Here is a 21795-nt window from a genome sequence, read left to right as displayed (position 1 = left end):
CAAGTCAGGGCGCGAAACGGGCCGAGACTTCGCTCGGCGCCGGCACGACAACGGATGACAGGACGACTTCAGGGTCGGAGGCACACAGCGCGGTAACGTACTCGCGGCGTGGCGTGCTTATCGCCGCCTGATCGCGTCTGCGCGGCTTGTCATAGGCCAGGCGCGAGATGTTGTAGACGCTCTCCATGCCGAGGCCGCCCTTGGCATCGATCTTCATCATGTCGCTCATGCACATCTTGCTCGGATCGACGCACATGTTCAGGATCTTGTCGTAGAGCCCGGCCGTTGCGGTCGCAAAGTAATGTACCGGCTCGCGCTCGCTGGGCTTCTCGAGCTGCATATAGGCGTCGCGCTGCAGCGCGCTGCCGCCGACCTTGACGCGCGCCACCCAGCGGTCAAAGTCGTCGCCGCTCATGCCCTTGAAGCGAAAGCGCATGCCCGAGAAACCGGCGCCGCTGTAATTGGCCGAGAAGCCTTCATAGTCGCCCGCCTGGTTGATCACCGCGTGCAGGCGCGTTTCCATGCCCGGCATGGCGTAGATCTGGCCGGCCAGCGCCGGGATGTAGAACGAGTTCATCACCGTCGACGCGGTGATCTGGAAGTTGATCGGCACATCGACCGGCGCCGCCAGCTCGTTGACCGTGGCGACGCCGTAGTCCGGGTAGATGAACAGCCATTTCCAGTCGAGCGCGACCACCTGCACCTTCAGCGGCTTCATGTCCGCCGTGACCGGGCGCGAGGCGTCGATACGATCCAACGGCCGGTACGGGTCCAGAGTATGGGTGCCGATCCAGGTCAGTGCGCCGAGCGCGATGACGATCAGCAGCGGCGCCGACCAGATGATCAGCTCCAGCGCGGTGGAATGGTGCCAGTCGGGCTCGTACACCGCCTCGGTATTCGACTGGCGGTAGCGCCAGGCGAAGACGAAGGTCAGCACGATCACCGGCACGATCACCAGCAGCATCAGCACCGTGGACGCGACGACCAGATTGCGCTGCTGGATCGCGATGTCGCCAAAGGGATGCAGCACGACGGCATTGCACCCGGCCATCAAAGTGGCCAGCGTAAGCAGCAGTACCTTGCGCAGGACTCGGACGAACATGGCGTATCGTATTGAACCCGGGGAGCCGCGACTTTAAGCACCCGACCGGATAAGCGCGATTGGACGTTTTGTCCTATCGTCGCCAGGCGCGGACCGTGCGACTGTTCGGCCCTCGCAAAGCTGCACGCCAACCATACAGGCCCGGAGCAGGATGTCTACCGCCCATTCAGATGCCCAGATAGACGGTACGGATCGCAACTCGACCGCTGTGGCCGTCCGCGTCGCACCCAGCGAGATTGCGATCGGCGTGATCATCGGCCGCATCTCCGAGTTCTTCGACTTCTTCGTCTACGGCATCGCCTCGGTGCTGGTGTTCCCGGCACTGTGCTTCCCGTTCGCCTCGCCGATGGACGCGACGCTGTACTCGTTCACGATCTTCTCGCTGGCGTTCATCGCGCGGCCGATCGGCTCGCTGCTGTTCCGGGTGATCCACGACCGCTACGGCCGCGGCGCCAAGCTGACCATCGCGCTGTTCATGCTCGGCACGGCGACCGCAGGCACCGCTTTTCTGCCGAGCTATGCCGATCTGGGCCAGTATTCGATCATCCTGCTGGCGCTGTTCCGCATCGCCCAGGGCATCGCGCTTGGCGGCAGCTGGGACGGCCTGCCCTCGCTGCTGGCGCTGAACGCGCCGCAAAAGCATCGCGGCTGGTACGCGATGATCCCGCAGCTTGGCGCGCCGCTGGGCTTCATGCTGGCCGCAGGCTTGTTCGTGTTCCTGATCTCGAGCCTGTCGACAGCAGACTTCATGTCCTGGGGCTGGCGCTATCCGTTCTACGTGGCGTTCGCGATCAACGTGGTCGCGCTGTTCGCGCGACTGCGCCTGGTGGTGACGCCGGAGTTCAGCGAACTGCTGAAAGCCAAGGAGCTGGTGCCCTCGCCGCTTGGCGAGCTGTTCCGCACCCAGGGCGGCAATATCCTGCTCGGCGCGCTGGCGCCGCTGGCCAGCTACGCGCTGTTCCACCTGGTCACGATCTTCCCGCTGTCCTGGGTCACGCTGTTTACCCAGGAGTCGGTCACCGAGTACCTGCTGGTGCAGCTCGCGGGCGCCGGCATCTCGGTGCTGACCATGCTGGCCTCGGGCAAGATCGCCGACCGGCTCGGCCGGCGCACCACGCTGGGGGTCGGCGCGGTACTGATCGCGATCTTCAGCCTGGCCGGCATGCTGCCGCTGTTCTCGCAAGGCACCACGGCCGGTGCCTACACCTTCATCCTGGTCGGCTTCGCGCTGCTCGGCTTCACCCATGCGCAGGCTGCTGGCGCGGTCAATTCCAGCTTCGCCAGCCGCTACCGTTATAGCGGCGCGGTGCTGACCTCGGATCTCGGCTGGCTGCTGGGCGCCGGTTTCGCGCCGCTGGTGGCGCTCGGCATCGCCTCGCACTTCGGCGTCGGCTATGTCGGCCTGTACCTGCTCTCCGGCGCGATCGGCACGTTGTTGGCGCTGCGCGTCAATCGCAGCCTGGAAGAGCGGCGCGACGGCGAATAGCCGGGCACGAATCAGCCCGCGGAGCGTAGCCGCAGTACGGTCCAGACCAGCGCCAGCATCGCGATCGTCAGGGAGCCGGGGATCACGAAGTAGCGGCGGTAGCCGGAATGCTGGCGCGACCAGCCGGTCAGCAGCAGGGCCAGCCCGATCACCGCCAGCTGGCCGAACTCCACACCCAGATTGAAGCTCAGCAGCGTCGCCAGGAAGTTGGACTGCGGCAAGCCCAGCTCCTTCAGTGCAGCGGCGAAGCCCAGGCCGTGCAGCAAGCCGAACGCGAAGACCAGCGCGACGCGCCACGCACGCACGCGCTCCGACAGCAGGTTCTCCAGGCCGATCCAGACGATGGACAGCGTGATCAGCGGCTCCACCACCGAAGCCGGCAAGCGCAGCGCGCCGAAGCTCGCCAGGATCAGCGTCGCCGAGTGCGCGACCGTGAAACTGGTCACCAGCATCAGCAGCGTGCGCAAGCGCCGCGTGCCGAGATACAGGCCGATCACGAACAGCATGTGATCCAGCCCGCGCGGCAGGATGTGCTCGAAGCCGAAGACCAGGTATCGCCACAGCCCGCTCAAAACCGGCTCGCTGCCGGCCGCTGATTCCGCCGCCTCGCCCGACGTCGGCGCGCGCAGCGGCAAGCTGGGGCTCAGCTGTCCGGCCACCAGCCAGCGCGTCATGCGCCGCCCGCTGCTGCCCAGCTGCAGCGTCAGCGCAATCGGCTCCTCGAAGCGGAACGCCGGATCGAAGCGCATCTGCAGGCTGCCGCTGCCGAGCGCCGCGCCCGGCGGCAGCGTGCCGACCAGCGTGATATCGGTCATTGGCCAGGCCACCGGGCTCAGAAAATCCGACTCCGGCAGTTGAGGCAAGCGCACTCCGGTCACCCGCAGCGGGATCAGCGCGCCATCGAGCCTCAGCTGCAGCGCGACAGCCAGAGCACTCAGCCGCGGCTGCAATCCAGAGTCGGTCAGCGGTGACGGACTCCGGCTCAGCCGGTAGTACTCGGCTCCGCCACCGGCTTCGCGCGTCAGATCCAGCGACGCGCTCACTGCAACCTGGTCGTCGGCACCGACGTCCACCTGGACCCGCGTCATATTGAGCAGATGCGCCTGCACCGGCGTGGCGAGCACGCACAGCAGCAGCGCCGCGAGCCCGAATGCCGGCCGCCTGCGCACCGCCGCTACCAGAGCACGTCGTGAGTCTGGCCGGTGACCACGTTGACGAAGCCGCCGGCATTGCCCTCGTAAGGCGCCACCAGCTGCCACTTCCACGGCGACGCCGTCAGAAACGCGAAGCGCATGCGATCCGGCAGGCCGGGGTTGCCGATCCAGTCCATCGCATCGGCGGCCTGGTGCAGCTGCTCCATCTCGGCGGCGACTTCCTGCACCGGCCGCGCGGTCATCAGGCCGCCGATGTCGAGCCGGACCTTGGCGACCACTTTGCCGCCGCTGACCAGCGCCCATCCGCCGTGCATGCCGGCGATCGTGTTGACCGCCAGCGCAATCGCCGCGTCGTCGTTGCCGGCCGCCCAGATGTTGTGCAGATCGTGAGACTGCGAGCTGGCCAGTGCCGAACCCGGGGTTTTCGGGCCGACGCCGCGCCAGAACATTTTCGATACCGCGGCGGTTCCGTGATAACGGTCCACCATCGCCACCTTGATGATGCCGCGCGCCGGATCGGCGACGACGCTGCCGTCCGGCTGCACCGGCAGATGATCGGTGATGAAGTCCGGCGCAAACCAGAACGGCTCCATCAGCGCCACGTTCACGTCCTTGCGGCCGGCGGGCGCGGCGATGCGGAAGTCCGCGGCGCTCAGCTCGCGGCCGATGTTGATCGTCTGCAGCGCCCATTCGGGATAGTCGATCTTCGGGATCGGCAGCAGGTAGTCGCCGCCTCTGCCGGCGAGCTTGCCGTTGGCATATACGCGCTTGATCGCCACCGTCTTGGGATCATTGAGCAGCACCACGTCGGCGTAGCGGCCGGGCGAGATCGAGCCGACCAGGTGCTCGATGTGGAAATGCCGCGCGGTGTTGTAGCTGCCGAGCTGGTAGGCAATCTCGGGCGCAAGCCCGGCTTCGATCGCGGTGCGGATGTTGTAGTCCATCGAGCCCAGCTGCAGCGTCGCATGCACGTCGCGGTCGTCCGTGGTGACGGACAGGTTCGACCAGTCCTGCAGGCCCGTCTTCAGCAGCAGCGGCACCAGCTCGCGGGTCAGATCCACGCGTGATTCGATGAAGATGCCGCGACGCAGCTTGTCCAGCGCCTCCTGCGGCAGCCGCGCCTCGTGATCCGAAGACAGGCCGGCGGCAGCGAAAGCATTGATCTCCGGCGCCGCGACCAGGCCACCACCATGCCCCTCGATTACGCCGTCATGGTCACGCGTGGCCTCGATCATTTCCCAGATGCGCTGGTGCGCTCCGTTGTCCGGATTGCTGACGGCCGGCCAATCCATCACCTCGCCTAGCGAAATCACGCGCGGGTCGGACTCCATGAAGGCCGACATCTCGCGATAGCCGTAGTAACCACCGCCATGCTCGTAGACCGTCGGCGGCGTGGCCGAGCCAATCGACGGAAAAATCTTCAGCGGGCTGCCGGCGCGCTCGGCGCGCAGCCAGAAGTCGACGTCGTGCTCGCCGACGACGTTGGAAATCTCGTGCGAATCCTCCACCGTCCAGGTATTGCCACGCGGTATCACCAGCGCCGCCTCGTACTCGGGCGTCAGGTAAGTGCTCTCGATGTGCTTGTGCGATTCGCCGAAACCCGGCACCGCCCATTCGCCATGGGCGTCCACCACCTCCACCGCCTGGCCGGGCCAGCCGCCCTCATCGCCGACCCAGGCGATGCGCTGCCCCTTGATGACGATGTCCTGCGCCGGCATCCATTCGCGGGTGACGACATTGAGCACGGTCGCGCCGCGCAATATCAGGTCCGCCGGCTCGCGCGCCATCGCCACCTGCACCAGCTGCTGCCGGATGCGCGTCTCGTCGTTGAACACATGCGCCGCGGCTTTATCCGGTGGTGGCGGCGCGCTGGATTGTTCGCGGCAAGCGCAGAGGCACAGCATCACGGCAGCGGCGCCTGCCCCAACATAAGCCGGGAACTGCATTGTCCTACTCCGTCGGGTCGAGGTCGGCTGCTGGAGGCAATATGCGTACCCGGCCGTGACACCACGGTGCCGCGAGCAAAGGTCTCCCGATGTCCCGCTGAACGACTGCATTAGAAGCTGCCGTCGCCGATTTCTGCTCACCGGCGTGCTCCGACCCAAAAGCAGTCAGCCCGTGCCTGCCGGCTATGAGGCAGGTCGGTAGCGCAGCGCATCAACCAGCAGCGGGAATGCCGGCGAGGCATAGCGCCGACTGGGGTAGTAGAGGTGATAGCCCGGGAACGGCGGACACCAGTCCTCCAGCACGCGCTTCAGGCGACCTGCTTTCAGGTACGACGTGACTTGGTCCTCGAACACGTATGCGATTCCGAAGCCGGCCAGCGCAGCCTCAACGGCCTGGCGAGCGTCGTTGAACGTCAACTGGCCGTCGACGCGCACCTTGAGTTCGCGACGGTTCTTCTCGAACTCCCACGCATACAGGCCGCCATAAGTCGGCACGCGCATGTTGATGAAGTTGTGTTCCGTCAGGTCGCGCGGCGTGCTCGGCGCTGCTCGCTTCGCCAGGTACGACGGCGCAGCCACGGCGGCCATCCGCAGGTCCGGTCCGATGGGGACTGCGATCATGCCCTGGGCGACTTGTTCGCCAAGGCGAACACCTGCGTCGAAGCGCTGCGCGGCAATATCGGTCAATGCCGTGTCGACGCTGATTTCAACCTTCACGTCCGGATAGCGCGGAAGGAATTTCACGAGCGCCGGCCACAGGATCGTTTCAGCCGGATGTAATGACGTCGTGATGCGGAGGGTACCCGCGGGCTTGTCCCCCAGCGCAGTCACCGCCGCGAGCCCGGCCTCGATTTCCTCGAAGTGCGGTCCCACCGATTGCAGCAAGCGATCGCCCGCTTCCATCGTGGAAACGCTGCGTGTCGTACGCGTCAGCAGCCGCATCCCGAGCCGTGTCTCCAGGCCGCGGATCGTGTGGCTCACCGCCGACTGCGAGACGCCCAGCTTCTTGGCGGCCCGGGTGAAGCTGCTCTCGCGCGCAACCGTGACGAACGCAACGAGGTCAGTGAGGGTGGCGCGCATTCATGAACCTTTCTCATGTGTCCATGCCGATTGTGACCCCTAATCAAACGGCACGGCACCCACTACGCTTTCCGACACCAGAAGCACGCAACCAGTCATTCAGAGAACGGAGCCACAACCATGAAATACATCTCGATCGGAGGCCTCAAGGTTTCCCGCATAGGGCTCGGCGCCATGTCGATGGCCGGCTACTACAACGTCGGGCAGGGCAGCGAGGCTGAGTCGATTCGCACCATCCACCGCGCGTTGGACCTGGGCGTCACCCACGTCGACACCGCCGAAATCTACGGCCCCTACGTCAACGAGGAACTGGTTGGCCGGGCTATCAAGGGCCATCGCGACCAAGTCGTGCTGGCGACGAAGTTCGGACTCGTCTCGCACGCCGGTGGCGGCACCGGCGTGCTCGATAGCACCCCCGCGAACATTCGCACCGCGGTCGAGGGCTCCCTGAAGCGGCTCGGCACCGACTACATCGACCTCTACTACCAGCATCGCGTCGATCCCAAGACCCCCATTGAAGACACCGTCGGTGCGCTGGGAAGGCTGGTCGCCGAAGGCAAAGTCCGCCATATCGGACTGTCCGAGGCCGGCCCCGTCACGATCCGTCGGGCCCACGCGGTGCACCCGGTCGCCGCGCTGCAGACCGAGTACTCCCTGTGGACCCGCGACCCGGAGGCCGAGTTGCTGCCCCTGTTGCGTGAGTTGGGTATCGGCTTCGTCCCTTATTCGCCGCTCGGCCACGGCTTCCTCACCGGCGAGATCCACTCGCCCGATCAACTCGCCGACAACGATTGGCGCAAAACCAACCCGCGGTTCACCGGCGAGAACTTCCGGCGCAACCTGCGCATCGTCCACGAGGTCACGGCCGTTGCCGCCGAGGTCGGAGCGACGCCGGCACAGATCGCCCTGGCTTGGCTGCTCGCGCAGGGCGACGACGTCGCACCGATCCCCGGCACCAAGCGGGTCGCCCGCGTCGAGGAGAACACGGCCGCCGATGGCGTGAGACTGAGTGCCGGGCAGATCGAGCGCCTGAACAACCTCACTCCGGCGGCCGGCGAGCGCCACGAAGAACAGGTCATGGCCGCCATCGATCACTGAACATGCATCAACGTAGCCCTCTTGCTGAAGGAGCAGCACCAATGCAGACGCGCAAGCTTACGTTCTGAGCGCACCGCCAAAAACTCCAAAAATGTCCCGCACGATTTTCTGCCGAGGCCATCGATTTTTCATCCCCTATGAGGTATAAATTGACATTATACCCTTAGAGGGATATAAATCGTTTATCCCCCATGGGAGATAAACGTGGATTATGTCGCGAGAACACCCGAGCAGCTCGGGCAGATTCTGAAAAGCTGTCGCATCGAGCGGAAGCTGACCCAGCAGGCGGCCGGGACCAAGGTGGGTCTGAAGCAAAGCACGGTTTCGGTCGTTGAGTCCGATGCCGCGCGCACCAGCGTCGAGACGCTCTACAAACTGTTGTCGGCGTTGCAGCTAGAGCTAGTGTTACGCGACCGGAATGGAGATACCGCCTCGGTCCCGAAGAAAAATCAAAGGGAGTGGTAAGCGATGGCACGGCCATCGACACTGAGGTCGCTCGGCATTTGGATGAATGGCGAGCATGTCGGTAACTGGTCCGTCCGGCCGGGCAAGCCGGATGAATTCGGCTACTCGCGCGAATGGCTGACTTCCGACGCCGCGCGGCCGATTTCGCTTTCAATGCCGCTACGACCCACCCCCCATCGGGGTGATGCGGTCGCGGCGTACTTCGACAATCTGCTACCGGATAACCACCGCGTTCGAGAGCGCCTGCAGCGGCGTTTTGGAGCCCGCTCTTACGGAAGCTTCGATCTGCTGTCGGAGATCGGCCGGGATTGCGTCGGCGCCATCCAGATCCTGCCCGACGGCGCGCCGGTTCCAGACATCAAAACCCTCGAGAGTGAACCGATCACCGATCAGCAGATCGAGGATCTGTTGATCGCGATGCTGGCGGCACCCATCGGGCGTGCCGATGAAAATGAAGACTTCCGCATCTCGCTGGCAGGTGCCCAGGAGAAGACAGCGCTGCTCAAGTTCGGTGAACAATGGCGGCGCCCAAGAGGCACAACACCGAGCACGCATATCTTGAAGCTTCCGATCGGCACCGGAGGCGGCGGCAATGACCTGACGACGTCGGTTGAAAACGAATGGCTCTGCGCCCAGATCCTCAAAACCTACGGCGTGCCGGTCGCCGAATGCTGGATGGATCGCTTTGGCGAGCAAAAGGTACTGGCCGTGGAACGCTTTGACCGAAAGCGAGCCGCCGACGGAAGCTGGATTATCCGGCTGCCGCAGGAGGATTTCTGTCAGGCGGTTGGAGTGCCGAGCGATCGCAAGTACGAATCCGACGGCGGCCCAGGAATTCAGCCGATCATGAGCATGCTGCTGGGCTCATCGCAGGCCGAGCAGGATCGCTACGATTTCCTGAAAACACAGATGCTCTTCTGGATGCTCTGCGCGATCGACGGCCATGCCAAGAACTTCAGTGTCTTCATAGAGGCCGGCGGAAGTTATCGGTTGACTCCCCGCTATGACGTGCTGTCTGCCTTCCCCGTATTGGGGACAAGCAAGGGGAATATCTCCCCGCACAAAGCCAAGATGGCGATGGCCGTTGAGGGCAAGAATCGACACTACCTGTGGCATTCGATCCAGCCGCGGCATTGGCAAGAAACGGCCAAGCGATGTGGGATGGTAGCGGCCTACCAGAGCCTCAGAGACGAGCTCATTCAGCAAACGAATCCGGCAATAGAAAAGGCCTCAAAAAAAATCCCGAGTGGCTTTCCTGGCGCAGTGGCGGACTCGATCATCGACGGGCTCAAGCTCTCGCGAGACAGGCTGGCTTCTCAGTAATTGTTACACCGCTACCTTCGGTCGGCGACTGAGATCTGAGGGCGTTTCGTTCGAGGACAGGCAGGACTTGCTGGGGCACAAATCCAATCGCATTACGAGTCACTACTCGGCGGCCGAGATTGGAAATTTGTTGGCGGCTGTGGAGAAGATTTCGGCTCCCAGCCCCCACAAAAGCCCCGCAGTGCTTTTGGTGCGGTCCGTGTCGGCCAAGAAAGCCGCTTATAAGTCGTTGAATAGTGAGGAGAAATTGGTGGTGATGAGTGGAATCGAACCACCGACCTCAGCATTATGAGTGCCGCGCTCTAACCGTCTGAGCTACATCACCAACCTGGGACCCACTGGCGTGGGGCGCGCATGATAGACGATGGGCGGGGTCAGGTAAAAGCCCGGATCGATTCCAATGCCCACTCCGGGCTGCTGCCAGGGACACCATGGACTTCAAACGTAGCGATCTGCGCTTTGCTTCAGGCGAAACCGAGTGTGCCGCCTGGCTCTACCGGCCCGTCGGGGTCCGCGGCCGCCGGCCGGCTGTGGTGCTGGGCCATGGCCTGGGCGCGGTCAAGGAGATGGGGCTGGACGCTTATGCCGCGCGGTTCGCCCAGGCCGGCTATGTCGTGCTGGCGTTCGACTACCGCTACTTCGGCGCCAGCGGCGGCGAGCCGCGGCAGCTGCTCGATTTCGACCGTCAGCAGCAGGACTGGGCTGCCGCGATCGCCTGTGTGAGCGAACTGCGCGGCGTCGATCCGGATCGGGTGGCGCTGTTCGGCAGCTCGTTCGGCGGCGGCCATGTGATCGTCGCGGCGGCGCGCGATCCGCGCGTGGCGGCGGCGATCTCGCAGTGCCCGTTCACCAATGGCATCGCCTCGGCAATGACGCTGGGGCTGCCGGCCTTGGCGCGCCTGACTGCCCTCGCCTTGCGCGACGCGGCCGCCGCGTTAGCCGGCCGCGCGCCGGTGATGGTGCCGCTGGCCGGGCCGCCGGGCGCGACCGCGCTGATGAACGCCGCCGACGCAGAGCCCGGCTACTACACGCTGGTGCCGAAGGGCTTCGAGCACGAGCGCGAGGTCGCGGCGCGCATCGCGCTGCACATTCCATTGCTGGCGCCGGGGCGCTATGCCAGGCGGGTGCAGTGTCCGATCCTGTTTGCGGTCTGCGATACCGACAGCGTCGCGCCGGCAGGGCCGACGCTGCGGTATGCGAAGCAGGCTCCGCGGGGGGAGGTGAAGCGTTACCCGATCGGGCACTTCGATATTTATCTCGGGGCCGCGTTCGAGCGGACGATTGCGGATCAGCTGGAGTTTTTGCAGCGGCATGTGCCGGTTTGATCGCGGCTGTGTGTCCCTCGATACGCCGCGTTGCGGCTACTCGGGAGGAACGGGGTTTAGCTCGTCATTCCCGCGAAAGAGCGGATGACGTCTTGTGACCGCGCTCAGTCCGCTTGCAGCGCGCGGCGCTCGCGCCACCAGATCAATGCGGCCAGCAGCAACCAGGCGATGAAGAACGGCCAACGCGGCATCGGGACGAGGCCCTGCACGCTGGCTGCATCGGCGGCGTCCGCGACCAGCGCCTGCGTGGCAGCGCTGTCGCGTGCCGCGCGCAGGCCCACCGCGTCGTCCGCAGCGCGCACGTAGAACGGCCAGCTGCCGGTCGCGGTACGCAAGCCGTACCAGCCCGAAAGCTGCGGCCAGAATGCGGCGCAACCGTGCTCGATCAGCAGGGTCTGTTCCTGCTGCGCCGCATCGAACAGATGCGCGTCTTCGCCGAGCTGGCACAGCGTCTGACGCTCATCCACCCAGGCCTGCAGCGGCAGCGGCGGTGGCTGCAGCTGTGCGCGCGGCCGCGCCAGCTGGCCGACGATGCCGCCCCATAGCCCAGCGTAGCGGCCGCCCTCGCCTTGCAGCATCAAGCGGAAGCTGTCGATCAGCAGCAAGGCGCCGATGCGGCCCTGGCCGCGGGCGCTCCAGGCGGCGAGCGCCTCGCCGTCGTCAGCGCGGATGAAGGCCTGAGCGCGCTCGCCGAACTTCGCCGGCGCCGCGCTCAGCGGCAGAGGCTCCCGCAGGCCGAGTAGCCGATCGAGGCTGACACTGCCCGCCGCGTCCGTAGGGATCAGCGGCAGACCGAGCTGCGCCCATTCCGCTGCAACCGCAGCCTCGACCGCTCCGGTCACACGCAACAGCAGGCCGAGGCCCTGATCGACCGCGCCCAGCACAGCGGCCTTCTCGTCGGCGCTAAGCGCCGCCCAGCTGCGCTCGTCGAGCACCAGCAGATCGGTCGCTGCCAGCGCGGCGGCATCGAGCACCACGTCGCCGTCGCGCAGCATCAAACCGTCCGACAGCGCGATGGTCGCCGACAGTTTCACGCCGGCATCGCGGGCCCAGCGGCGCCAGTATTTCTGATCCGGATCGGGGCCGGCGGCGCGTAGCAGCATGCTCAGCGCCGCGCCGCCGCGGAACACCACCGGCACGCCGGCCTGGTCGACGACGCTCTGCTCCTTGTCCAGCGCCTGCAGTTTGAACAAAGCCGGCCCGGCGGCTCGGCCGATGGCCGACAGCACGAAGGCGCCGCCCCTGCCGACGCCCGCATGATCGACAACCGCTCCGGAGACGTCGCGCAACTGCACCTGCGTCGCGCTGCCGGCGGCGCGGCCACGCAGGGTCCATTGGGTGCCGACCGCGGCCTGCGCCGCGGCATCGAGTTCGACGATGCCCTGAGGCGCGGCGGCATCGAAACTCAGGCCTCGAGCACCCACCGCATTCAAGTCGCGCGGCGGCAGGCCGCGGCCGATCACGGTGATCGAGAGCGTCGACGGATGCTCACGCAGAGCAGTCGCCAGATCGGGCGCCCGCTCGACCGAGGACGGCGCATCGGAGCCCGGCAGCGCGATCGCCCGCTGTGCGATCGGCAGGGACGCCAGCTGCGGCTCGCTCGCGCCCGGCGTCAGCACCGTCAGCGCATCCAGCCGCAAAGCCGTCTCGGGAGGGAACAACAGCAGCCAGAATGCGAGCGCCGCCGCCAGCTGCAGCAGGGGCAACAGCGCACGCCACAACAGCGAGCGCTGCGCGCGTGCGCAACGCCAGGCCGCAATCAAGGCCACGACCGCAATGATCACGCCGATGATGATCTGCGTCGCCGTCATCGTACCGGCTCCGCCGGCAAGGCCTGCAGATAGCTGGCCCCTTGCGCATCCGGCAGACCGCGCGGCTGCAGGGCCGTGCCCGGCGGCGGCAACAGCGGCCACAGCTGCGCGCCGAGCGCGGCGCGGCACTCGGCGCAGGCCGGGTCGCGACGCAGGCGCTCGGCTTCGCGGATCAGTGCCAGCGAGTCGGGCGCCTCGGATGCGTGCTCGCGCAGCCAGGCTTGCAGCGCGTCCACGTCCGGTGCCTGGCCGCGCTCGAGCGCCTGCCACGCGGCCTGCGGTGCGCTGGCCGGGGTTGCGGCCGCAGCGGCCGGCGGCGGCGGATCGCTGAGGCCGGCGCGCTCGCCAGTCAGGCGGCGCGTCATGTCGACCTGCGGCAGATCCTGGCCGACCCGCGCCAGGTAAATGCGCGTGGACTGCTGCACCTGCTTGATCGCCTCCAGCGCCCGGTACTCATGCGGCAGCGCCGCGTCCGGCTGTGCCGTGCGCAACTGGCCTTCCGCGTCCCACATCTCGTTCAGCGCGGTACGCAGCAGCGCCTTGGTCGCATCGTCGAGCAGAGTCGCGGCCTCCTTGATGTCGTGGGCGTGGCCGAACTCGTGGAGGATCTCCAGATCGGAGCCCGGCTTGGGTTCCCCCGGTTGAACCGCTTCGTGCTCGTGCCGATCCTGCCCCGGTGCTTCGGCGTGTCCGGGCTCGGACTGCGCGGCGTGCGGGTCTTCGTGATGATGCTCGCCGCCACCGCCTTCGGCTTCTTCGCCCAGAAACTGGCCGTAACGCAGGCGCATCAGCTTCTGATCCACGCCGATCTCGTCGGAGCGTTTCTCGAAGGCCTGCGCCGACAGATCGCCGCGCCCGGCGATCAGCGCCTCGGTGTCCATCACGATCTGGCGCTGGCTGCGGAAATACGCCGGCATCGTCTGCCGCACCAGGCCCTCCATGCCGGCACTCTCGGAACTCGGCTCGGGCGGCCAGCGCAGGATGAAGCTCGCGCTGCGCGCGCGGTTCGGCTCGGGCTGGCGTTTGTCGGTCACGCTGAGCCGCACGATCAGGTCGTCGCCCTGTGCAAAGCCGAGCTTGCCCAGGTCGAGCGTCTGCTGGTAGCGGCGCTCGCGCGCCGTGCCCTCGCCTTGCAGTAGCTGCGTCTGCTGCGTGAGCTTGATGCTTTCGCCGGAGCCCTGTGCGAGCGAGATCGACAGCTCGGCCTGGTTCAGGCCGTAGTCGTCGCGCGCCTCGAAAATCAGCTGCCACTGCGGCTGCGCGGCGTCGAGCACGCTGAGTGTCTTGTCGGGCGCGCGCACGGTGATTTCCGGCGCACGATCGGGGATCGCGTCGAGCCGGTACAGCGTGTCGTCGGCGGCGATGCCCTTTGTTTCGATGCGGTACAGCGCCGAAGCGGTGATGGTCTTCGACGCGATCCAGCGGCCGCTGCTGCTGGCGAGATCCAGACGCGAGCCGTCATGGAATATCAGCGCGACGGCCGACGGCTGCGTGGCAAAGCCCAGGCTCCATTGGAGCCGGCTGTTCTCCGGCATGCGCGCTTCCAGCGAATGCTCGACCGATTTATCGACGCCGGTATAAGCCGGCGGCGTGATCTCGAGCCTTGCGTCGATTCCGGCCGGCGTCTTCGATGAATCCACGCCGCCGGAGCGCGGCAGCGACAATCCCTGCCAGGGCTGCAGCAGCGCGAGCACGCCGAGCGCGATGCCGGCCAGCGCGCAGAAAACCAGGCGTCTGCGCGGCCACGGTGGACGCAGATCGGGCAGATCAGCGCCGGCGAGGCGTTCGCGCACACGCTCGCGCTGCAGCTGCTGCAGCGTCGAACCGGCGCGGGTATCCCAGATCAGTTCGGCGCTGTCGTCCAGATCGGCGCGCAGTGCGTTGAGTCGTCGGGCGAGCCAGGCATCGTCGTAGCGGCGCAAGCTGCGCCACAACAGCGCGGCGATCACGATCAGGGCGAACGCCGCCAACACAGCGGCCGCGCCGAGGCTCCAGCGCGATACCAGCGCCACGGCGCCGGCCAGCGGCGGCAAGACCAGCGCCTTCTGGATCAGCACGGCGCGCAGCACGGCAGCGCGCCGCGCCCGATTCAGTCGAGATTCCAGGGCCGTGTCGCTCATCGGCGCTGCAAGCTCGCGGCCCACAAGCGCTCCGCCGCGAACAGCAGCGCCGCGATCAGCGCGAGGATCGTATCGAGCGAGCGCCCCGGCGCCTTGCCGGACGGCGCACCGGCCAGCGGCGCGACGGCGGCCGATGCGGCGCGATCCACCATCGGCTCCGGCAGCAGCAGCGCGGCGAGCTGCGCGGGAATCTGCGGCTCGCGCAGCGCGGCCACACGAGTCGCATCGAAGGCCGCGGCCAGGCGCACACTGCGGCCGCGGCCTTGCGTCTGTATGGACCAGATCGCGTCGCTGGCGACCGCGTCGGCCTGACGCGACAGCAGCGCGCGTCCGCCTTGCGCGATCCAGCGTTCGACGGCCGGCGTGGGCCTGCCGCCGAGCCAGAACAACAGTCCGGTGTCAGGCTTTAATGCCACATCCTGCGCGGCGGCTTCGATCTCGATAGCGCGGCCCTGCGATTGCCAGGCTTGCAGCAGCGCCTGCACCGTCGCCGACTCGGCCTGGTCTGCGCCGTCGCCGCGAATGCTGATTTTCAGCGGCGCCGGCTGATCGGCGGCCGGTGTCTCGCCCGGCACGATCTTCCAATGCAGCTCAGGCCTCAATCGCAGCCGCTCGGCGTCCAGGCCCGCGACGATTTCCGGCACGATCACGGTCAGCGCCGCGCCTGCAGGAAGCTCGGCGTCGATCTGCCGCAACTGGCTGGCCGGCGCGTCCGGCCCCAGCTGATGCACGGGATGATCCGGAGTCGCCGGCGCAGCGGCGGACTCGACGCCGGGCCACAACACCGTCGTCGCCGATACGGCCTCGTGCTGACTGCGCCAGATCGCCTGCGACAACAGCAGCGCGAGCGCCGCGATCAGCAACAGACGCAAGGCGAGCAGCAGCCAGTGCCGCAATTGCAGGCGCTCGCGCGGACGCGCCGGCTCCGCCAGATAACGCCAGGCCGCAAACAGCACGACTCGATCCTCGGGCCGGCGCAGTAGATGAATCAGCAGCGGCAGCGCCAGCGCCGCCAGTCCCGCAAGACCCAGCGGTGCGAGCAGTCCGATCATGCGGACTCGCGCAGCAGACGACGCAGCAGGCCGTCGGCCGCCTCATCGGTGACGTGTTCCTCGAGCCGCACGCCGGCAGCCGCAAGCCGCCGACGCAGCTCGCTGCGCGCCGCGCCGAAGCGCTGCAGGAACTCGTCACGCGCCGCCACCGCATCGACACGACGCTGATCGCCCGCCGACTCCGGATCACGGAAGCGCGGGCTGCCTTCGAAGCGGAAGTCGCGTTCGTCCGCGGTCAACACACGGACCACGGCGACTTCGCGCTGCGCGGCGGCGAGTTTTTCGGCGAGCGCGGTCACGCCTTCTTCGAAGCCGTCTGAAATCATCAGCACGAGCGCCGCAGGCGCGATCTTTTCCCAGACCGGACGCAGCGCACCGGCCGCTGGAAACAGGCCTTTGGGTTGGACATGCCGCAACTCGAAATCGATGCGGTCGCGCTGACGCCGGCCGTAGGCGGCATCCACCACGGTCAAGCCGGCACCGCCGGCGATGGCCAGACCGAAGCGATCGTTCTGGCGTAGCGCCAGTTCGGCGATACAGGCGGCAATCGTGCGTGCGGCCGTGATCCGGCTGCGCTCCGGCGCCTGACTATCGACTTGCGCCATCGATGCGCTGGCGTCGACGATCACCCAGACCGTCAGCGGGCTGTCACGCTCGGCCTCGCGCACGAAGAAACGGTCGGAGCGCGCATACAGCTTCCAGTCGACGCGGCGCGGTTCGTCACCCGGTTCGTAGGCGCGGTATTGCGCGAACTCGAGGCCGGCACCGCGCGCACGGCTGTTGTGCGAACCGATGCCCTGCCCGGTCGCCAGGCGCGCAAGCAGGCGCAGGCCGGAGAGGCGTGCGTAGACGTCAGGGGGGATCAGTTGAGCGGCAGACGTCATGTCACCACGCTACGGACACGAACTGTAGGAGCGGACCTTGTCCGCGATTCTTCCCGTTCGCGCGAACCCCGGGAATCGCGGACAAGGTCCGCTCCTACAGGTCCGCGAATCAAGCGGCGCTCGCAAGTGCAGCCCGGGCATCAGGCCGGATACGGCACGCTGCGCAACAGCGCAGCGACGACATCGTCGGTGGAGCGGCGCTCGGCCTCGGCGGCGAAAGACAACAGCAGGCGGTGACGCATCACGGGCGCCGCCAGCGCCTGCACGTCGTCACGCGTGGCGGCGAAGCGGCCATGCAGCAGCGCGCGCGCTTTCGACGCGAGCACCAGCGACTGGCCGGCACGCGGGCCGGCGCCCCAGCGCACCCACTCGCGGACTTCATTGACGGCGGAGGTCTGCGGACGCGTCGAGCGGACCAGGCGCGTGATCCAGGCCAGCACGTCGTCGCCGATATGCACCTCGCGCGTCAGCTTCTGCAGCGCCAGCACCTCGTCACCGTCCATCACCGCCTCGACCTTGGCGCTGCTACCGCCGGTGGTCTGGGTAATGATCGCCTGCTCCTCGCTCTCGCTCGGATAATCGACGCGCACGTGCAGCAGAAAACGATCGAGCTGCGCTTCCGGCAGCGGATAGGTGCCGGCGTTCTCCAGCGGGTTCTGCGTGGCCAGCACGAAGAACGGTTCCGGCAGCGGATACGTGGTGCCGGCGTAGCTGACCGTGTGCTCCTGCATCGCCTCGAGCAGTGCGGCCTGGGTCTTGGGCGGCGTGCGGTTGAGTTCGTCGGCGAGCAGCAGGTTGGTGAATACCGGGCCCTGCTGGAACTTGAAATAGCGTTTGCCGGTGCCGTGATCCTCCTCCAGGATTTCGGTGCCGAGAATGTCGCTGGGCATCAGGTCGGGCGTGAACTGCACGCGGCGGAAGCTCAGCTTCAGAGCCTGGCCGAGCGTGCGCACCAGCAAAGTTTTGCCCAGACCTGGCACGCCCTCGAGCAGGCAGTGGCCGCCCGCGAGCAAGCCGATCAGCAGCTGCTCCACGGTCTCATGCTGGCCGACGATGGCCTGGCCGATCGCGCTGCGCACCGCGGCGAGCTTGGCGAGTTGCTGGCGGACGCTGTCTTCGTTGATCGCAGGATTCATCGCGGCTTTATTCACAGAAAAAGGAACTCAGGAAGTAAGGGCATAGGTGACGACGTTGACCGCGAACTTGGTCAGGTCTTCGCCCTGGAAACGCTTGTTGCGCCAGTCGAAATCCCATTCGCAGCCGTAGTCCTTGTTGCTGTAGAGCACACCGAGGCGGCCGTTGATGACGATGCCCTTCAGATACTCATGGACCAGATCGTCGCCCCAACCGTTCAACTCGAAACCGGTCGCGGGCGGTTTGTCGAACTTGAAGAAGCTGCTGAAAATCGGATGATCCTTGGGCAGCTTCTGCAAGGACTCCGCGCCGAAGATCGAGGCCATTTCGGCTTCGAAGGATTTGGCGAACAGGCCGTCGATGTCGTGGTTGCAGTCGTCCACCAGCACGAATCCGCCATTGTTGACGTAGCGGGTGAAGTTGGCGCGCTCCTCATTGTTGAACTCGACCAGCTTGTGGCCGGTGAGGTAGCAGAACGGCGCGGCGAGCATGCGTTTATCAGCCAGCGGCAGAACGTGCTCGGTCGGATCGACACGCAGCGTCGTGTACTGCAGCAAGGCGTCCGCCATGTTCGACGGCATGCGCGCATCCACGTCCCAGTCGCCGGATTCGTACATCAGGCGGGTGAACCAGAAGTCGTAGACGGCCGCGGGCGGTGTCTGGGCGTAGGCTTTGGGTAGAGCACCGATCGCGACAGCAGCGGCCAGCGTTTTGAGAAATCCTGAGCGTGTCATTTATTTCGGGTGAAACCGTAGGTTGGGGTGAGCGCAGCGAACCCCAACAGTCGTCCGCGCTGATGTTGGGGTTCGCTGCGCTCACCCCAACCTACACCGTGAACCTACACCGCGTCCGACAGCGACGAGAACGTGAATTCGCGCAGCTTCATCGGCGGGATCATCATCACGAACGGCGATTCGTCGTCGGCCACACGCACCGGCTTGCCGAACTCCTCGACGTTGTTGAGCATGATCACCGGCGACTCATTGAAGCGGAAATTCTTGATCGGATACTTGATCTCGCCGTTTTCGATGTAGAACGTGCCGTCGCGCGTCAGGCCGGTCAGCAGCACGGTCTGCGGATCGACCATGCGGATGTACCAGGTGCGCGTGACCAGCACGCCTTTCTTGGTGGTCTTGACCAGATCCATCGTCGACTTGTCGCCGCCGACCATGATCAGGTTGCCGGGCTGGCCAACGGCCTTTTTGCCCTGCTTCTTGGCCCAGAAACGCGAATACTGCAGGTAGTCGACGACGCCCTTGGTGACGATCGGCATTTTCTCGCGAGGCAGGCCGTCTTCGTCCCAGGGAATCACCGCGCTGCCGGCATCCGCCGGGTCGGCATACATGGTCACACGCTCGTCGAAGACCTTCTCGCCTACCTTGTTGCCGCCGCCCTTCTTGGTCAGAAAACTACGACCTTCGTCGGCCTGGCGTGCGTCGAAGCTGTTCATCATGAACGACACCAGGCCGGCGCTCGCGGCCGGTTCGAGAATCACCGTGTACTTGCCTGGCTCCAGCGCCTTGGCCTCGGCCGAGCGCGCGGCCTTGTCCATCGCGATCTGGATTTCGCTCTTCGCGTCGAATTTGGAAACGTCGGCGAGATTTCGAGCGACCCAGCCTGAACCGCGGCCGTCTTCAGTGCGCACGGTGCAGGTGAAGTCCGAAGCCGTGTACTTCTGATAGCCGAAATTGCCATTGCCGTTGGCGATCGCCGAAAAGCTCTGGTTGTCCGACAGGTAACCCGCGGCCACCAGCTTGCTGGCCTTGCACGGCGTGATGCAGTCGGCCGCGACCTGCGCGCGCAGCTCCGGAGTGATCGCGGCCGTTGCGTCGACGAAGGTGTCGGTGGGCTTGTAGGTCTGCTTGGCGATGGCCGGAACGAACTCGGGGTTGTCCGGCGCGAGCCTGGCCAGCTCTTCGGCGCGCTTGACCACGCGCGCCAGCGATGCATCGTCGAACTCGTTGATGGTCGCGGTGCCGACCCGCTTGCCGAACGCCACCTGCACGCCCAGTACGGCGTTGTTGATGATGCCGCTGGTGCTCACGCTGTTGCGAGCGAAACGGATGTTGCCTTCGATCGAGCCGTCCAGCTGGGCCGAGCATTCCTCGGCCTTGGACAGCTTGATCACTTTCTGCAGGAGCATCTTGGCTTCCTGCTCGGTAAATAGTGTCATTGGGTTTCCCTTAGCCGAGGCTGCGAGCAGTGTTGATCACGTTGATACCATTGAAGCGCGCCGTGGACGAGCCATGCGACACCGCCGACACCTGCATGGGTTGCCCCTTGCCGTCAAAGAAGCTGCCGCCGTAGCGATAGTCGCGATCGTCGCAGACCGCAGCACAGGCGCCCCAGAATTCCGGCGTGCGGATCTGGTAGGCCACGTCTTCGATCTGATCGGTGATCTTGCCGTCCTTGATTTCGTAGAACAGCTGGCCACCGAACTGCGCGTTGTAGCGCTGCTGGTCGATCGAGAACGAGCCGTCGCCGATGATGTAGATGCCGTCCTTGACGTCCTTGATCATGTCGGCAACCGCCAACGGCGCCTTGCCGGGCTGCAGCGAAACGTTGGCCATGCGCTGGAACTGCACGTTGGACCACGAGTCCGCGTAGCAGCAACCCTGCGACTCCTTGAGGCCGATGATATGAGCCTGGTCGCGGATCGCCTGATAGTTGACCAGCGTGCCGTCCTTGATCAGATCCCAGCGTCCGGTCTTGATGCCTTCGTCGTCGTAACCGACCGCGCCCAGCGTGCCGGGCTGAATCTTGTCGGCGAAGATCGTGACCTGCTCGCTGCCGTACTTGAAATTCTTGCTCTGCCATTTATCCAGCGTGGCGAAGCTGGTGCCGGCGAAGTTGGCCTCGTAGCCGAGCACGCGATCGAGTTCGGTCGGATGGCCTACCGATTCGTGGATCGTCAGCCACAGGTGCGAGGGATCGAGCACCAGGTCGTAGCGGCCCGGCTTTACCGAGCGCGCCTTGATCTTGGCCCGCGCCTGCTTGGCCGCCGCGACGGCATCGTCGAGCATGTTGTAGCCGTTGCCGTAGACCACGGCGCCGCCCGGCATCGTCAGGCCCTTGTTGGCGCCGTCCAGGTATTCGTAGCCCATGCCACGCGGCGACGACAGGCCCTCGCGTTCGCGAAATTTGCCGCTGGCCTTGTCGATGGCGGTGACTTCCATGCGCGGCCAGATGCGGTGCACGTCCTGGTCGATGTAGGAGCCGTCGGTGCTGGCAAAATACTTCTGCTCGTTGACCGAGAAAATCATCGAGCTGACGAAGTCGGCGCCCGCTTTCAGCGCACCGGCGTTGACCGCCATCAGCAGATCGACTTTCTCCTTGATCGGCACTTCCATCGAGTTCTTCTGGATCGGCGTCTTCCAGCTGGCATCGCCGACACCCTTGGTCGGCGCCAGCTGCACCGGTTCGCTCTGGAACTTGGAGTTGGCCTTGGCGATCAGCGTCGCCTGCAGCGCCGTCTTGGCGATGCCGTCTTCGGTGAAATCGCTGGTGGCAGCAAAGCCCCAGGTGCCATTGACGATCACGCGGACACCGGTGCCCATGGACTCGGTGTTGACGATGTTCTGAACCTTGTCTTCACGCGTGATCACGAATTGACGCAGGTAGCGCCCGATGCGCACGTCGCAGTAGCTGGCGCCGTTCTTGGTCGCCGTGTTCAGCGCGACGCTCGCCATTTTTTTCTTCACCGCGACGTCCATTGTCGTCGCCAACACGTCTGCCGCCACCGCACGGCCGTAGATGGGCAGCATCAGCGCGCCGGCGCCGGCACCACTCATCTTTAGAAAATCGCGTCTGAGCAT

At 65.8% G+C, this 21795-nt stretch carries 17 protein-coding genes and 1 tRNA gene; 5 read left to right on the top strand and 13 right to left on the bottom strand.

The window, feature by feature from the left end:
* Positions 1–4: 4 nt before the first annotated feature.
* Positions 5–1102: a ubiquinol oxidase subunit II gene (gene cyoA, locus JWQ90_RS21295; RefSeq protein ID WP_299697006.1), complete on the bottom strand. Its 1098-nt coding sequence runs from the start codon at positions 1100–1102 to the stop codon at positions 5–7.
* A 151-nt stretch (positions 1103–1253) separates the two neighbouring features.
* On the opposite strand from cyoA, the gene JWQ90_RS21290 reads away from it, so the two are divergent.
* Positions 1254–2588, top strand: coding sequence for an MFS transporter (locus JWQ90_RS21290; protein ID WP_299697005.1), 1335 nt, complete (start codon positions 1254–1256; stop codon positions 2586–2588).
* 11 nt (positions 2589–2599) lie between these two features.
* Here the strand turns inward: JWQ90_RS21290 and JWQ90_RS21285 are convergent, their stop codons facing one another.
* From JWQ90_RS21285 to JWQ90_RS21275, 3 genes are all read right to left on the bottom strand, one after another.
* Positions 2600–3757: a HupE/UreJ family protein gene (locus JWQ90_RS21285; protein ID WP_299697004.1), complete on the bottom strand. Its 1158-nt coding sequence runs from the start codon at positions 3755–3757 to the stop codon at positions 2600–2602.
* A gap of 5 nt (positions 3758–3762) precedes the next feature.
* Positions 3763–5688 (bottom strand): adenine deaminase C-terminal domain-containing protein, encoded by a 1926-nt coding sequence (locus JWQ90_RS21280; protein ID WP_299697003.1) that lies wholly within the window; start codon positions 5686–5688, stop codon positions 3763–3765.
* Positions 5689–5871: 183 nt separating this feature from the next.
* Positions 5872–6768 carry a LysR family transcriptional regulator gene (locus tag JWQ90_RS21275; protein ID WP_299697002.1) on the bottom strand — a complete coding sequence of 299 codons (897 nt, stop codon included), beginning with the start codon at positions 6766–6768 and terminating at the stop codon, positions 5872–5874.
* A gap of 120 nt (positions 6769–6888) precedes the next feature.
* On the opposite strand from JWQ90_RS21275, the gene JWQ90_RS21270 reads away from it, so the two are divergent.
* The 3 genes from JWQ90_RS21270 (at position 6889) to JWQ90_RS21260 (ending at position 9654) form a co-directional block, all read left to right on the top strand.
* Positions 6889–7866, top strand: a complete 978-nt coding sequence (locus tag JWQ90_RS21270; protein WP_299697001.1) for an aldo/keto reductase — start codon at positions 6889–6891, stop codon at positions 7864–7866.
* A gap of 204 nt (positions 7867–8070) precedes the next feature.
* Entirely contained in the window at positions 8071–8331 is a 261-nt protein-coding gene (locus JWQ90_RS21265) for a helix-turn-helix domain-containing protein (protein WP_299697000.1), read from the top strand.
* Between the two features lie 42 nt (positions 8332–8373).
* On the top strand, positions 8374–9654 hold the full coding sequence (locus JWQ90_RS21260; protein ID WP_299696999.1) for a type II toxin-antitoxin system HipA family toxin: 1281 nt from the start codon (positions 8374–8376) through the stop codon (positions 9652–9654).
* A 248-nt stretch (positions 9655–9902) separates the two neighbouring features.
* Here JWQ90_RS21260 and JWQ90_RS21255 read toward each other — a convergent pair.
* Positions 9903–9979: transfer RNA gene (locus JWQ90_RS21255), tRNA-Met, on the bottom strand.
* A gap of 106 nt (positions 9980–10085) precedes the next feature.
* Here JWQ90_RS21255 and JWQ90_RS21250 point away from each other — a divergent pair.
* Complete coding sequence (locus JWQ90_RS21250; RefSeq protein WP_299696998.1) at positions 10086–10979, top strand: alpha/beta hydrolase; 894 nt, start codon at positions 10086–10088, stop codon at positions 10977–10979.
* A gap of 104 nt (positions 10980–11083) precedes the next feature.
* Here the strand turns inward: JWQ90_RS21250 and JWQ90_RS21245 are convergent, their stop codons facing one another.
* From JWQ90_RS21245 to JWQ90_RS21210, 8 genes are all read right to left on the bottom strand, one after another.
* A complete protein-coding gene (locus JWQ90_RS21245; RefSeq protein WP_299696997.1) occupies positions 11084–12790 on the bottom strand; it encodes a hypothetical protein in 1707 nt (568 codons plus the stop codon).
* Complete coding sequence (locus tag JWQ90_RS21240; RefSeq protein ID WP_299696996.1) at positions 12787–14910, bottom strand: DUF4175 family protein; 2124 nt, start codon at positions 14908–14910, stop codon at positions 12787–12789. The genes JWQ90_RS21245 and JWQ90_RS21240 overlap by 4 nt, the downstream gene beginning before the upstream one ends.
* Positions 14907–15962 (bottom strand): BatA domain-containing protein, encoded by a 1056-nt coding sequence (locus JWQ90_RS21235; protein ID WP_299696995.1) that lies wholly within the window; start codon positions 15960–15962, stop codon positions 14907–14909. Before JWQ90_RS21235 ends, JWQ90_RS21240 begins: the two co-directional genes overlap by 4 nt.
* Positions 15959–16846 (bottom strand): DUF58 domain-containing protein, encoded by an 888-nt coding sequence (locus JWQ90_RS21230; protein ID WP_299696994.1) that lies wholly within the window; start codon positions 16844–16846, stop codon positions 15959–15961. Before JWQ90_RS21230 ends, JWQ90_RS21235 begins: the two co-directional genes overlap by 4 nt.
* Before the next feature lie 140 nt (positions 16847–16986).
* Positions 16987–17982, bottom strand: coding sequence for a MoxR family ATPase (locus JWQ90_RS21225; protein ID WP_299696993.1), 996 nt, complete (start codon positions 17980–17982; stop codon positions 16987–16989).
* A 27-nt stretch (positions 17983–18009) separates the two neighbouring features.
* Positions 18010–18714, bottom strand: a complete 705-nt coding sequence (locus tag JWQ90_RS21220) for a DUF4159 domain-containing protein (RefSeq protein WP_299696992.1) — start codon at positions 18712–18714, stop codon at positions 18010–18012.
* A 104-nt stretch (positions 18715–18818) separates the two neighbouring features.
* Positions 18819–20153: a TldD/PmbA family protein gene (locus JWQ90_RS21215; protein ID WP_299696991.1), complete on the bottom strand. Its 1335-nt coding sequence runs from the start codon at positions 20151–20153 to the stop codon at positions 18819–18821.
* A 10-nt stretch (positions 20154–20163) separates the two neighbouring features.
* On the bottom strand, positions 20164–21795 hold the full coding sequence (locus tag JWQ90_RS21210; protein WP_299696990.1) for a TldD/PmbA family protein: 1632 nt from the start codon (positions 21793–21795) through the stop codon (positions 20164–20166).

Origin of the sequence: Hydrocarboniphaga sp. (assembly GCF_028291725.1) — a bacterium.
Classification (GTDB): Bacteria; Pseudomonadota; Gammaproteobacteria; order Nevskiales; family Nevskiaceae; genus Hydrocarboniphaga.
Note: the sequence above shows the minus strand (reverse complement) of the source record. Positions and strands in the feature narration are given on the sequence as shown.

What these genes read in the sequence shown, in the direction of transcription:
- cyoA (WP_299697006.1), bottom strand. Translation starts at nt 1,102, where the DNA reads ATGTTCGTCCGAGTCCTGCGCAAGGTACTGCTGCTTACGCTGGCCACT.
- JWQ90_RS21290 (WP_299697005.1), top strand. Translation starts at nt 1,254, where the DNA reads ATGTCTACCGCCCATTCAGATGCCCAGATAGACGGTACGGATCGCAAC.
- JWQ90_RS21280 (WP_299697003.1), bottom strand. Translation starts at nt 5,688, where the DNA reads ATGCAGTTCCCGGCTTATGTTGGGGCAGGCGCCGCTGCCGTGATGCTG.
- JWQ90_RS21275 (WP_299697002.1), bottom strand. Translation starts at nt 6,768, where the DNA reads ATGCGCGCCACCCTCACTGACCTCGTTGCGTTCGTCACGGTTGCGCGC.
- JWQ90_RS21270 (WP_299697001.1), top strand. Translation starts at nt 6,889, where the DNA reads ATGAAATACATCTCGATCGGAGGCCTCAAGGTTTCCCGCATAGGGCTC.
- JWQ90_RS21260 (WP_299696999.1), top strand. Translation starts at nt 8,374, where the DNA reads ATGAATGGCGAGCATGTCGGTAACTGGTCCGTCCGGCCGGGCAAGCCG.
- JWQ90_RS21250 (WP_299696998.1), top strand. Translation starts at nt 10,086, where the DNA reads ATGGACTTCAAACGTAGCGATCTGCGCTTTGCTTCAGGCGAAACCGAG.
- JWQ90_RS21245 (WP_299696997.1), bottom strand. Translation starts at nt 12,790, where the DNA reads ATGACGGCGACGCAGATCATCATCGGCGTGATCATTGCGGTCGTGGCC.
- JWQ90_RS21240 (WP_299696996.1), bottom strand. Translation starts at nt 14,910, where the DNA reads ATGAGCGACACGGCCCTGGAATCTCGACTGAATCGGGCGCGGCGCGCT.
- JWQ90_RS21235 (WP_299696995.1), bottom strand. Translation starts at nt 15,962, where the DNA reads ATGATCGGACTGCTCGCACCGCTGGGTCTTGCGGGACTGGCGGCGCTG.
- JWQ90_RS21230 (WP_299696994.1), bottom strand. Translation starts at nt 16,846, where the DNA reads ATGACGTCTGCCGCTCAACTGATCCCCCCTGACGTCTACGCACGCCTC.
- JWQ90_RS21225 (WP_299696993.1), bottom strand. Translation starts at nt 17,982, where the DNA reads ATGAATCCTGCGATCAACGAAGACAGCGTCCGCCAGCAACTCGCCAAG.
- JWQ90_RS21220 (WP_299696992.1), bottom strand. Translation starts at nt 18,714, where the DNA reads ATGACACGCTCAGGATTTCTCAAAACGCTGGCCGCTGCTGTCGCGATC.
- JWQ90_RS21215 (WP_299696991.1), bottom strand. Translation starts at nt 20,153, where the DNA reads ATGACACTATTTACCGAGCAGGAAGCCAAGATGCTCCTGCAGAAAGTG.
- JWQ90_RS21210 (WP_299696990.1), bottom strand. Translation starts at nt 21,795, where the DNA reads ATGCTCAGACGCGATTTTCTAAAGATGAGTGGTGCCGGCGCCGGCGCG.